This window comes from Actinocatenispora comari, from assembly GCF_017312725.1.
GTDB lineage: Bacteria > Actinomycetota > Actinomycetes > Mycobacteriales > Micromonosporaceae > Actinocatenispora > Actinocatenispora comari.
This window is the reverse complement of record NZ_BOPO01000048.1, coordinates 1-12,282: the sequence shown is the minus strand read 5'-3', so window position 1 is coordinate 12,282 and position 12,282 is coordinate 1. Positions and strand designations below refer to the sequence as shown.

The following is a 12,282-nucleotide window of genomic DNA, read 5'->3' as shown; positions in this document are numbered from 1 at the left end:
GGCCCCGGGCCGGCGGCTGGATCCGCGCGGTGCAGCCCGGTCGCTGGCAGTCGACGGCGGCGCGCCGGCGCGGGTTGGCGGCGCGGAACGTCGCGACCTGCTCGGCGAGCGCGGCCAGTACGGCGGCCTGCTCGGCGGTCAGCGTGCCGTTCGCGGCGCGCCGGTGCTGCCGGGTGAGCCAGCCCTGCGCGGACTCGTCCGGGTGCCGGCCGGCGGCGAGCAGCCCCCGCAACTGCTCGACCCGCTGGTACCAGCGCTGTTCCTGGCGGCCGCGGATGCGCCCGAACAGGGCGCGGTGCGGCTCGGGCATGGTGCCGGCGCGCAGCGCGGCCCGCTGCCGGCTCATCCACTCCACGGTGGATTTGGAGGTGTCGCCGGCGGCGGCCAGCCGGTACCGGCGCAGCCAGGTGTCGGGTACCGCGGTGCGCCGGATCGCGGCCAGCTCGCCCGCCATGCCGGCGTGCGAGCGGCGGGCCCAGCCGGCGAGTACCCGTTCGGCCGGGTCGGCGGCGTCGAGTTGGGGCAGGTGGTGGTGGCTCGCGACGAAGGTACGCAACGATTCCAGCCGGTCGGTGCGGTCCTTGCGGCGGGCGGCGGAGATGTCCCACCGCCAGCCGGGCAGGGCGAGCAGCGCGGCCCGCTGCTCGGCGGTGAGCCGGTCCCGGTGCTGTCGGCAGTTGCGGGCGAACCGGCCGACCCGGTAGCCGGCCTCGTCGACCGCGCCGACCGGCGGGATCGTGCCGCGGGCGCGGATCCACGCCACCAGCGCCGGGTAGCCGACCGCCCAGCGGGACAGTCCGGTGTCCAGCCGACGACGGGGCCGCTTGCTGCGCCACACCCACCCCGGTACGGCGGCGAGCGCGGCGGCGCGGTCGGCGGCCAGGGTGCCCCGGTGGTACGCGTAGCGCACGTTGCTGACCCAGGTGGCGAGGTTGCGGCCGTCCGGCATCAGGGTGTCGCGGGTCGGGTAGCAGTGCCCGTGCGCCGCCGCGTACGCCCGGAGTGCGGCGAGCGCGGTGGCGAAGCTCACCGGCAGCGGCCGGGGTGCGGTCGAGGTACGTGCCGGGCCGGGTCTGCTGCCCGGTCGCGGTCTGGTTGGAGCGTGCACGGTGCGGGCCGGTGCGGCCACTCTCGCCTCCCAAGTACGTGCCGTCACGGTCGACGAGGCGGCGGGGCTCACCCACGCACGGACGCTGCCACGAACATCGGCACCCAATACGCCTCTCTGTGCGTTAACGACCACAGAGGGTTTCACGTAGCGCGGTGTCCGGTTCTTCGCTGGGTAACGCCGTGCCCGGCCCGCCCGCCGCGGCCGACGACCTGGTCACGGCGTCGCGGCAAGACGTCCAACGAGGCCGGCGGCGGGTGGTGGCGTCCCCTTCCGGGTGACGACGCCGGTTTCGTACCGGCCGTCCCGGCCCGCCGCGGTCGGCGGCCGCGGTGTCAGTCCCGCACCCCGGCCGGCCGGCGGACGACCGACCCGGACCCGCTCGATCCGTCCGGGTCGGCGCCGCGGCGGCGGCGCCGGGCCAGCGGGAGGCCGACGGCGCCGGCCGCGGCGATCGTGGCGGCCAACGCGAACCCGAGGGTGAAGCCGCGGTCGGCCGGCGCGGCCGTACCGGCGATGGTGTCGGCGGCCAGCGTCGCCGCCGCGAGCTGCGCGCCGATCGCGCCACCGACCGTACGGGCGACGGTGTTGACGCCGTTCGCCGCGCCGGACTGGTGTGCCGGGCTGGCGTGGTTCACCAGCCGGGGCAGCGCCGCCATGGCCAGCCCGTACCCGATGCTGACCACCAGGTACCAGCCGAGCACCGCACCGGCCGTGGCGTGCCAGGCGGCGATGGCGCCGGCGCCGAGGGCGGCCAGGCCGAGCCCGATCGCCAGTGGCGCCGCCGATCCCGCCGAGCCGAGCCGCCGGTCCAGCCAGCTCGCGGTCCAGCTGGCCGGCATGGTCAGCAGCGTGCCGGGTAGCAGGATCAGCGCCGCCCCGGTCACCGAGGTGCCGAAGCCGTGGTGCACCAGGCGGGCGACGTCCGGTGGCAGCCCGGCGGGCAGCTCGGCCAGCCGGGGCAGCAGCACGTACAGCACGAACTGGTTGATGCCCAGCGCGAGCGCACCGAGGTGGGCGACCGCGAGCCGGCGCCGGCGGAGCAGGGCGAGGTCCACCAACGGATCGGCGACGCGCCGTTCCACCAGGACGAACCCGGTCAGCGTCAGCGCGGCAGCGGCGAACAGGCCGAGGGTCGGCGGCGCCGTCCACCCCCAGGCCGGGCCCTGGGTGATGCCGAGCATCAGTGCCGCCAGCCCGGCGCCGAGCAGTACCGTGCCGGGCACGTCCAGCCGGCCGGGGGAGCGGTGCGCGCTCTCCGGCACGTAGGCCGCGGTCAGCGCCAACGCGGTCGCGATGATCGCCGACCCGACCACGAACAGCCAGCGCCACGAGGTGTGGTCCACCAGCAGCCCGCCGACCAGCAACCCGACCCCGGCGGTACCGGTGACCAGCCCGGCGGTGACCGCGAGCCCGTGGGCGACGAGCCGCGGCGGCAGCGCCTCGCGCACGATGGCGAACGACAGCGGAAGCAGCGCGAGGCTGGTGCCCTGCACCACCCGGCAGGCGATCAGTACGCCGACGTTCGGGGCGACGATCGCGCCGAGTGCTCCGGCCAGGTAGACGCCGAGCGAGGCCAGCAGCACCCGGCGCTTGCCGTACCGGTCGGCGAGCCGGCCGATCAACGGGGTGACGACCGCGCTGCACAGCAGCAGCCCGGACAGCACCGCCCAGGACGCCGCGGCCGGGCTGGCGTGCAACCGCACCTGCAGGTCGCCGATCGCCGGCACCAGCATCGTCTGCATCAGCCCGTACGACAGGACGACGGCGCCGAGCGCCACCAGGATCCGGTGCGGCGAGGTGCGCGACATGGGTTCCTCCGCTCGAACGGCGTGGTCGGATCGGGGTCGCCGCTCGCCGCACCGGGGTGGCGCACAATGGCGGGGCGGCCGACGGCCGACCGTTGCGAACACTGTTCGCAACGAGACTTAGGCTAGCCTTACGCGAACGGTGTTCGCAACGAGGAGTGGGTCACATGCCCCGCGCGTCGCTCACCCCGGCCGCCATCGTCACCGCGGCCCGGCGGGTCGCCGACGACGAGGGCATCGCCGAGCTGACGCTGCGCCGCGTCGCGCGCGAGCTCGGCACCGGCCCGGCCTCGCTGTACCGGCACATCGCCGACCGACAGCAACTACTGCACCTGCTCGCCGACGACCTCGCCACCGGCTACCCGCTCACCCGTGCCGGCCGCGACCCCCTCGACCGGGTGGTACGCCAGTGGCACGCCATGCACGACTACCTCGCCGCCCACCCCTGGGGCGCCCGGATCATCGCCGACGGCCAGTACGCGCTGCCGTCGGCCCGGCCGATCGCCGAGCACTGCGTCGACCAGCTCGCCGCCGCCGGCCTGGACCGCGAGACCGCGGTCCGCGCCTACCGGGCGCTGTGGCACCTGCTGCTCGGCCACCTGCTCAACGCCCACCCGTTCGGCCACCTGCACGGTGCCCGCGGCGACGGTACCGACCTGGACCGCGCGGTCCGCTGGCTCGTCACCGGCGCCGCCGCCACGTAACCCCGGCGATCGCTGGTACGGACGCCGCGCGGCCCGGCCGGTTGCTGGTGCGGACGCCGCGCACTGCGGCCACGGCCCGACCGGTCGCTGGTGCGGACGGCCGCGCACTGCGGCCACGTGGCCCCGGCGGTCGCCGGTGCGGACGGCCGCGCGCTGCGGCCGCGTGGCCCGGCCGGTCGGTCGCCGGTGCGGACGCCACGTGTGGTCCGGCCATGGCCGGGCGGCCGGGTCGTGGTTCCGCGACGCGGCCGGTGCTCGGGGCGGCCGGCACGTAGGGTGCGGGCATGAGGTGGGCGCATGCACGCGGGTGACACATACGAGGTGGCCGACCTGGCGTTGGCCCCGACCGGCGGCCGCCGGATCGCGTGGGCGGAGCGGGCGATGCCGGCGCTGCTGTCGGTGCGTGACCGGTTCGTCGCCGAACGCCCGTTCGACGGTCAGCGCATCACCGCGTGCCTGCAGGTCACCGCCGAGACCGCGGTACTGCTCGGCACCCTGGTCGCCGGTGGCGCCCAGGTGCGGCTGGCCGCGTCCAACCCGCTGTCCACCCAGGACGACACCGCCGCCGCGCTGGTGGCCGACCACGGCGTCGGCGTGTACGCGCGCTCCGGCGTCGACACCGAGACCTACCGCCGGCACCTGTCCGGCGCGCTGGATCTCGCCCCGACGCTGGTCATCGACGAGGGCGGCGACCTGGTCAACACGCTGCACACCGAGCGGGCGGAACTCGCCGCGGCGCTACGGGCCGGCTGCGAGTCCACCGCGTCCGGGGTGCTGCGGGCCCGGCAGATGCACCGCGAGGGCGTGCTGCGGTTCCCGATGGTGGCGGTCGACGCGACCCCGACCCGGCGGCTGGTCGACAACCGGTACGGCACCGGTCAGTCCACTGTGGACGGTATCGTCCGGGCCACCAACCTGCTGCTCGCCGGGCGCACCGTGGTCGTCGCCGGCTACGGCCAGTGCGGTACCGGCATCGCCGAACGCGCCCGCGGCCTCGGCGCCCGGGTGATCGTCACCGAGGTCGATCCGCTGCGCGCGCTGGACGCCACCCTGCAGGGCTACCAGGTGCTGCCGATGGCGCAGGCGGCGCGGGTCGGCGAGGTCTTCGTCACCGCCACCGGCAACCGGGACGTGCTGCGCGCCGAGCACTTCGCCCTGATGCCGGACGGCGCCGTGCTCGCCAACGCCGGCCACTTCGACGTCGAGATCGACATCCCGGCGCTGACCGACCTCGCGGTCGAGCGGCGCATCGGCGAGCGCACCCACATCGACGAGTACGTGCTGGCCGACGGTCGCCGGCTGCAACTGCTCGCCGAGGGCCGGGTGGTCAACCTCACCGCCGCCGAGGGCAATCCGGCGTCGGTGATGGACCTCGCGTTCGCCGGCCAGGCGCTCACCGCGGCCTGGCTGGCCACCGGCGCACCGCTGCCGATCGGCGTGCACCCGGTACCGGCCGAGCTGGACCGGCAGGTCGCCGACCTGCGACTGGCGGCGAGCGACATCCACCTCGACACCCTCACCGACAGCCAGCGCGCCTACCTGAGCTCCTGGCGCAGCGCCGATCCCGGCTGAGCCCGAGAGGCCGTCGCTTCCGCGGTGTCGGCTCGGTCGATCGAGGGGCCCGGGTGATTGCCGGTCGAACGGTGCAGTGCGGCACTCGGCCGTTGGGTCAAGTCTGGGGCGAATCGATATGATCGTCCGGTAACCCCTCACCGCTCCGGGACCGGGGGATCGTGGTGGCACTCGGATATCGAATGTTTGCCGATGTCGAATCCGCCAGTGGCGGCATCGCGGGCCTCGTCTCCGGACAGATGCGTAGCTGGCTGGCCGGTAAGATCCCGGGGTTCGACCTGGACGACGTCGGCCCTGGCGTGCACCGGCCGACCGCCGAGCATGAGCTGACCTTCCTCACCGACACCACCCGCGACGCGGACACGGTCCGCTATCGGCTACGCGAGTTCAAAAGTGGTGGTGAATGGGCCACCACCCTCCTGATGCAATGGCGATCGGGCAGGCAGCGGGCGTGGTTGTCGATCTCGGTCGAGGCACCCGAGGGCGGGAGAGAAAGCATCCCCTGGGTCGCTCGCCCTCGTCTGGTCGCCGGTGTTCTCGATGTCGTCGATGCCTGGGATGGCACTGCGATGCTTCGGGCGGCACCGACGTGGTTGGATGCGCGTGCGGTCCCCGATCTCGTGCAGGTCCTGATCGACTCACGCAGGCGTGGAGCGGTGCTCGTCGCCGGCACCGACGCGACCTTTCCGCGAGAGAACTGGTCGAAGTTGATCACCGACATCACCAGGGAGACGCTGGGGCTTGCGGCCACGTACATCCTGGACGATGAGGCCACGGATGCGCTGCGGGGCGAGATCGGCCCCCGCTTCGACGTACCAGTCGGTGCGTTGCGAACGTACCTGCCCGGCGTAGCTCTGTCCGATGTGGACGACCGGGTCCGGCACCGAGTCCTGACCACTCGATCTCTGGTGGAACGGTCGACCGGCCAGCTTCGCAGCATCCTCGGCCGCGCAGCACGCGCTCAGGCGCTCCGGGTCGCCGTGCCGCAACATGCCCGTCGCACCGAACTTCGTTTGGTCAGGATCGAAACCGATCAGGTGCTGGAGTCCCTCGGCCCGACCAGACACGCCCCGGCCGCGTCGCCGCCTCCGGTCGCTGACGATCCGATCGTGCCGATGTCGGGCATGACCGTCGCCGCTCCGGCCGACCGGGAGGCGGCCGATCACCACCAGGTGTTGCTCTTGGAGGCAGTGCGCTCGGTGTTTGGCCCGACAGCTGCCGTCTCGCCGCAAAGCATTCGCGAGCTGTCTGACCTCGCACTGGCCGCGGGGGGTCTTCGGCGCCGCGAATCGGAGTTGCGGAGTCGTTATGAGAGCGCGCAGGATCGACTGGCGATTCTCGCCGAACAGATTGCTGAACACGAGGTTGCGGCGCAGCAGTCGTATCTCGAATATGCGGTGCTGCAGGAGGACGCACAAGCCCTCGCGGATCGGGTCCGGCACCTACAGCAGGAGTTGAGTCGAGTTGATCGGGCGTCGGTCGCCTGGGCGGACCTGCCAGAGTCGGCTCAGACCACGTATCCGCAGGACTACCAGCAACTTCTGGACTGGTTCGGAAGGCTCAACCAGGTGGTCTTCACGGGCGATGACGGCCCGACCCTGGATCTGGAGGCGCACGACTCGCTCGGAAAATGTCGTCGAAAGGCGTGGGATGCACTCCTGTGCCTCGACGACTACGCACGGTTTGCCAAGGAAGGTCACGTACGCGGGTCATTCCATCAGTTCCTGACAAATCCGCCGTCCGCAGCGCGGCAGATCCCGCGGCATCATTACGCGTCCGGTGAAAGCGAGACCTCGGAACACAACCCGAAGTTCCGTGCTGCCCGCACCTTCCCGGTGCCGGCCGAGCTGGATTCCGGTTGTCGGAGATTCATGGGCGCCCACATCAAGCTTGGGCAACTGGGAATGATCACGCCGCGTATGCACTTCCTGGACGATGTGGCTCGTACCGGCCTGATTTATGTCGGCTACATCGGTCGGCACCTGGTGAGCGCCAGCACGAACTAGCGTTGTCGGCTCGCCGACACCGGGCCGGGAGGGGGTGGCGACGCGGCGGCCTCGCGAGCACACTGCGCGGGTGCTGTGGCGTAACCGCAACTTCGTCCGGCTGTGGACCGGGCAGGCGGTGTCGATCGTCGGTGACTTCGTCTTCGACACCACGCTGACCCTCTGGATCGGTGTGGTCCTGTTGCGCGGCAGGACGTTCGCCCCCGCCGCGGTGTCCGGGCTGCTGATCGTGGTCGCCGTGGTGACGATGGTGGTCGCACCGATCGCCGGGGTGTTCGTCGACCGGTGGGACCGGCGGCGCACGATGCTCGTCACCGACCTGGTCCGGGCCGCGCTGGTCGGCGGCCTGACCGCCGTGGCGTTCCTGCCCGCCGGCACCCTGTCCAACGTCACCCTGGTGGTCCTCGCGTACGCGGTGGTGGCGTGCTCGACCGCGGCGGGGCAGTTCTTCAACCCGGCCCGGTTCGCGATGATCGGCGCGGTGGTTCCGGCCGGCCCCGACCGGTCCCGGGCCGGCGGGATCGGCCAGGCGACCAACTCGATCGCGGCGATCGTCGGGCCGCCGCTCGCCGCGCCGCTGCTGTTCGCGGTCGGCGTGCGCTGGTCACTGCTGATCAACGCGGCCTCGTTCCTGTTCTCGTTCCTCGCGGTGCGCGCCGTCCGGGTCGAGCCGGCACCCGACCCGGCCGGGGGCGCCCGCGGCGGCTTCCGTGCCGAGTTCCTCGCCGGCGTGCGGTACGTGGCCGCCAACCGGGTGCTGCGCACCGTGCTGATCGCCGTCTGCGTGGTCACCGTCGGTACCGGCGCGCTCAACGCCCTGAACGTCTTCTTCGTCACCGACAACCTGCACGCCGCGGCGCACTGGTACGGCACCATCGGGATGGCCGAGGGGATCGGGTCGGTGCTCGGTGCGCTGGGCGCCGCCGCGATCGCGGCACGACTGGGCAACGCCCGGGTGTTCGCGGTCGGCCTGGTCGTCGTCGGCCTCGGCACCATCGTGTACGCGCGGATGCCGGCGCTGCTGGCCGGGCTGGTGGTCATCGTCGTGCTGGCGGTACCGCTCGGCGCGCTCAACTCGGTGCTGAGCCCGCTCGTGCTCGACGCCACCCCGCCGCGGCTGGTCGGCCGGGTCATCTCGGTGCTCAACCCGACCCAGCAGGTGGCGTCGCTGGCCGGGGTCGCGGTGGCCGGCTGGCTGGCCAGTATCGTGCTGCTCGGGTTCGACGCCGACGTGGCCGGCGTGCACCTCGGCCGGCTCGACACGATCCTGCTGGCCGCCGGGCTGCTCGTGCTGATCGGCGGTGTCTACGCGATGGTCGCGCTGCGCGGTGTCGACCGCGCCGCGCAGCCCCCGGCAGCCGACGCCGACCCGAGCGGGCCCGTTGTGGCAGCCGGCACCGACCCGGACGGCCCGCACCGGGAACCCGGCGCCGACCCGGAGCCGCCGGTCACAGCGAGAGGAAGTGGATGCTGAACTCGGCGACCGCGGTGGCGCAGACGAACGAGGCGATCACCACGGTCACCGCCACCAGCACCAGCTTCCAGCCGCTGGACAGCAGCGCCCGCGCGTCCCGACCCAGCGACAACCCGACCAGCGCCAGCACCGGTACGCCCAGCGCGACCAGGTCGATGTCCGCCACCAGGGCGAGGATCTGGTGCGCCAGCGGGAAGAACGGCGCCGAGATCAGCGTCGCCACCGCCATCGTGACCACGATGTAGGGCAGCCACCGCACGTACCGGCCGACGACGACCGAGCCGAACGCGATCGCGAGCAGCAGCACCATGCCGCCGATCATCGAGAGCGTCAGCTTGTGCACCGCGACCAGTTGCACCACGAGCATCACCAGGCCGAACACGCCCAGCGCGGTCGCCGTCTCGCGCAGGCTCAGCGGGGTGGACTCGCCGGTCGCCTCGGCCGGCCGGCGCAGCCCGGCGGCGGGCAGCGGCTCGACCGCGGTACCGGAACGGCCCAGCCGGGCCGCCACCTTCGTCCACAGTGGATACAGCTTGCGGGTCAGCGGCAGGGCGAGGAACGCCGCCGCGTACGTCGCGGTCAGGCTGGTGACCGCGCTGGCCGCGGCCGAGTAGGCGAAGATCTGGTGCGCCTGGTCGGGGAACGTCGCCGACAGCGCGCCGACCGCGCCGAGCATCATGCTGGTGGAGCCGACCGCGGAGCCGATCGCGAGCGCGTGCGGGCTGAACACGCCGAGCGAGCCGAGGATGCTCGCCAGCAGCGCCGCGAGGATCGCGCCGAACACCGTGCCCACCACGTACGTGCCGAGCGCGCCCCGGTACTCCGGGGAATCCGCGCCGAACCGCTCGGCCACGATGCCGATCATCGGCTCCCGGTCGATCGAGTACGTGGCGCCGACGCTCGCGCGGCCCAGCCCCAGCAGGACCACCGCGATCGGCAGGCAGAAGATCACCGAGCCGAACACGTGCCCGACCTCCTGCAACAGCAGCGCCGCGCTGGAGCGGCCGAGCGTCTCGATCTCCGGCCCGATCAGCAGCCCGAGGCGGGCCATGAACACCGCGATCGTCGGCGCGACCAGGGCCGCGGCGGTGCGCTGCGCGGCGACCGGCAGCGGCCGGAACCGCTGGATGCTGAGCACCGCGGCGATGATCACCGCGTAGATGATGGGCAGCAGCCCGATCTGGCTGCGCCACACCTTCAGCTGGAACGGGCCGATCGCCTGGCTCGCCACCGCGACCACGGTGGACAGCGCGACGACCAGCCAGAAGATCCGGGTACCGGCGTGCCGCGCCGGTGCGTCGGTGGCTACCGAGTTCATGACGACTCCGACCGGGTGGGGGATGCGTGGTGGTGTCAGTCGGGGAGCGCGCCGTGCATCAGGCGGCCCCGGCAGATGACCGCGACGACGTTGTCGGCGGACAGGTCGGTGATGCGGGTCCACGGCCGGCCGCGGACCACCAGCAGGTCGGCGGCGTGCCCGGCGGCGATGCGGCCGATGGTGTCGCCGAGCCCGACGGCCGCCGCGGCGTGCGAGGTCGCCGCGGTCAGCGCCGCCTCGGCGGTCAGTCCCAGGACCCGAGTCATCGCGTCGAGCTCGGCGAACAGCGAACCCCAGGGCAGCATCGACCCGTTGGTGTCGGTACCGAGGACGAACCGGACGCCGGCCTCGACCGCGGCGCGCAACCGGGGATCGCGGTCGGCGATCAGCGCCGCCGCCTTGGCCCGGCTGTCCGGTGACGCCGGTACCGTGCCGTCGGCGATCCCGTCGTTGATCACCAGCGTGGGCGCCACGGTGAGCCCCCGCGCGGCGATCGTCGCGGCCTGCTCGGCGGTGAGCAGGGTGCCGTGTTCGATCGAGTCCACGCCGGCCGCGAGCGCCGCGTCGATCGCCGCCTCGGTGTGCGCGTGCGCCGCGACCGGCAGGCTCAGCGCGTGCGCCTCGTCGACGATGGCGTCGAGTTCCGCGGCGGTGTAGTTGCGCCAGCTGGCCCGGTCGCCGGTGGACAGCACGCCGCCGCCGGTCATCACCTTGATGCCGTCCGCCCCGCCCCGGGCGTACCGGCGGACCAGGGCGCGGCAGGCGTCCGGACCGTCGGCGGTCGGCGGCCGGTGCGGTGCGTCCGGCGGTGTGAACAGGTCCTGGTGGCCGCCGGTCATGTTGACCACGCCGTACGCGAGGACCCGGGGGCCGTCGAGCAGCCCGGCGTCGAACGCCCGCCGCAGCGCGACCGGCCGCTCGTCGCTCGCCATGTCCCGTACGGTCGTCACGCCGCAGGCGAGCGCGCGGCGGGCGTGCGCGGCGGCGTGCAGCGCCTGCTCGGCGACCGTGGTGACCAGCGGCCAGGTGCCGTAGGTGTAGTCGCCGGGGCGGGCCGGCCCGGTCAGGTGCACGTGCGTGTCGATCAGGCCCGGCACCAGCGACAGGTCCGGCCACCGCTCGGTACCGCCAGGTGCGACCTCGGTGATCGCGCCGTCCCGCCACTCGACGGTGGCCGGGCCGAGCTGCTCGGTGCCGTCCCAGACCCGGATTCCGGACAGGCGCATGGTGGGCTGCACACTCCTCGCAGGATGGACGGCGGGGCGTTGTACGAACCGCCAGCCGGTGCGCCGGGGTGCCCGCCGGAGCCAGTAAAACACGAGGTGAACGGCGTGCGTGAGAGCCCGCCGGGACAGACTTGCGGCCGCCGGGCGCCCGCGCCGTTGTAGCATCCTCCAGCGAGGAGGAGGGGGTCGGCCACGATGCGCCTCGCCCAGCTGATCGATCTGGACGAACTCGCGCTGCGCGTGGTGGTACCGGCCGGGCTGACCCGCCGGGTGCGCTGGGTCTACACCACCGACCTGCGCGACCCGGCCCGCTACATGGCGGGCGGCGAGCTGGTGCTCACCAGCCTCAGCTGGTACCGGAGCGCCGCCGACGCCGGTACGTTCGTCGGGTCGCTGTGCCGGGCCCGGGCGGCCGGGCTCGTCGCCGGGCTGGCCGAGCACGGCGAGATGCCCGCCGGGCTGGTCCAGGCATGCCAGGCCGAGGGGCTCGCGCTGCTCACGGTGCCGGTGCAGACCTCGTTCAACTTCCTGACCGAGACGGTGATCCGGCTGCTGCTGCGGGAGCGCCGCCGGCACGCCGACCTGACCGCCGGGCTGCTCGGTACCGGCACCGAACCCGACCCGGACCGGCTGGTGTCGCTCGTCGCCGCCGGTGCCGGCGGCTGCCTCCAGCTCACCCCGGCGGGTCTGGTGCTGCGCAGCCAGCCCGGGCCGGCCGCACCGGCGCTGCGCGCGAGCGCCTGGCGGGCCGGCATCGACGCACCCGGGTTGCCGGTGACCGTGTCGGTCGACGACGCCCCGCACACGGTGGTGCCGATCCTCGCCCAGGACGCCGGCCGGCTCACCGGCTACCTCGTGGTACCGGGGGAGTCCGCGGACTGGCCGGACGACCTCGCCGCCACGGTGGAGGTCGCCGTCGACGCGCTCGGCGCCGTACCAGCGGCGGCGGTGGCGGACCGGCGCGCGGATGCGCTGCACGCGCTGGCCGCCGCGCCCACCGTCGACGGCCCGGGCGCCGACGATGGGCCGGCGGGGGCCGGCCGGGGTGGCGCGGACCCGGCGGCGC

General features: G+C 73.7%; 9 protein-coding genes. 5 read left to right on the top strand and 4 right to left on the bottom strand.

Annotated elements, in window-relative coordinates; genetic code table 11:
• Together NUM_RS14140 and NUM_RS14135 are read right to left on the bottom strand one after the other, a co-directional pair.
• The coding region (locus NUM_RS14140) for a Helicase associated domain protein (RefSeq protein ID WP_207125297.1) at nucleotides 1-1,129 on the bottom strand (1,129 nt) is incomplete at its 3' end.
• A 314-nt stretch (nucleotides 1,130-1,443) separates the two neighbouring features.
• Entirely contained in the window at nucleotides 1,444-2,919 is a 1,476-nt protein-coding gene (locus NUM_RS14135) for an MFS transporter (RefSeq protein WP_207125296.1), read from the bottom strand.
• A gap of 164 nt (nucleotides 2,920-3,083) precedes the next feature.
• Between NUM_RS14135 and NUM_RS14130 the strand changes: the two genes are divergently transcribed.
• From NUM_RS14130 to NUM_RS14115, 4 genes are all read left to right on the top strand, one after another.
• Nucleotides 3,084-3,620 (top strand): TetR/AcrR family transcriptional regulator, encoded by a 537-nt coding sequence (locus NUM_RS14130; RefSeq protein WP_207125295.1) that lies wholly within the window; start codon nucleotides 3,084-3,086, stop codon nucleotides 3,618-3,620.
• A gap of 297 nt (nucleotides 3,621-3,917) precedes the next feature.
• Complete coding sequence (locus NUM_RS14125) at nucleotides 3,918-5,192, top strand: adenosylhomocysteinase (RefSeq protein ID WP_207125294.1); 1,275 nt, start codon at nucleotides 3,918-3,920, stop codon at nucleotides 5,190-5,192.
• 182 nt (nucleotides 5,193-5,374) lie between these two features.
• Complete coding sequence (locus NUM_RS14120; RefSeq protein WP_207125293.1) at nucleotides 5,375-7,198, top strand: hypothetical protein; 1,824 nt, start codon at nucleotides 5,375-5,377, stop codon at nucleotides 7,196-7,198.
• Between the two features lie 70 nt (nucleotides 7,199-7,268).
• Nucleotides 7,269-8,672: an MFS transporter gene (locus NUM_RS14115; protein ID WP_207125292.1), complete on the top strand. Its 1,404-nt coding sequence runs from the start codon at nucleotides 7,269-7,271 to the stop codon at nucleotides 8,670-8,672.
• On the opposite strand, the gene NUM_RS14110 is transcribed toward NUM_RS14115, so the two are convergent.
• Entirely contained in the window at nucleotides 8,647-9,990 is a 1,344-nt protein-coding gene (locus NUM_RS14110) for a DUF3100 domain-containing protein (protein WP_207125291.1), read from the bottom strand. The genes NUM_RS14115 and NUM_RS14110 overlap by 26 nt on opposite strands.
• A gap of 35 nt (nucleotides 9,991-10,025) precedes the next feature.
• A complete protein-coding gene (locus NUM_RS14105; protein ID WP_207125290.1) occupies nucleotides 10,026-11,216 on the bottom strand; it encodes an amidohydrolase family protein in 1,191 nt (396 codons plus the stop codon).
• A 195-nt stretch (nucleotides 11,217-11,411) separates the two neighbouring features.
• Here NUM_RS14105 and NUM_RS14100 point away from each other — a divergent pair.
• A partial coding sequence (locus NUM_RS14100) for a PucR family transcriptional regulator ligand-binding domain-containing protein (protein WP_207125289.1) occupies nucleotides 11,412-12,282 on the top strand: 871 nt, incomplete at its 3' end.

Excerpts from the sequence above, each read along its gene's own strand:
- NUM_RS14135 (WP_207125296.1), bottom strand. The coding sequence starts at position 2,919 with ATGTCGCGCACCTCGCCGCACCGGATCCTGGTGGCGCTCGGCGCCGTC.
- NUM_RS14120 (WP_207125293.1), top strand. The coding sequence starts at position 5,375 with ATGTTTGCCGATGTCGAATCCGCCAGTGGCGGCATCGCGGGCCTCGTC.
- NUM_RS14125 (WP_207125294.1), top strand. The coding sequence starts at position 3,918 with ATGCACGCGGGTGACACATACGAGGTGGCCGACCTGGCGTTGGCCCCG.
- NUM_RS14105 (WP_207125290.1), bottom strand. The coding sequence starts at position 11,216 with ATGCGCCTGTCCGGAATCCGGGTCTGGGACGGCACCGAGCAGCTCGGC.
- NUM_RS14130 (WP_207125295.1), top strand. The coding sequence starts at position 3,084 with ATGCCCCGCGCGTCGCTCACCCCGGCCGCCATCGTCACCGCGGCCCGG.
- NUM_RS14110 (WP_207125291.1), bottom strand. The coding sequence starts at position 9,990 with ATGAACTCGGTAGCCACCGACGCACCGGCGCGGCACGCCGGTACCCGG.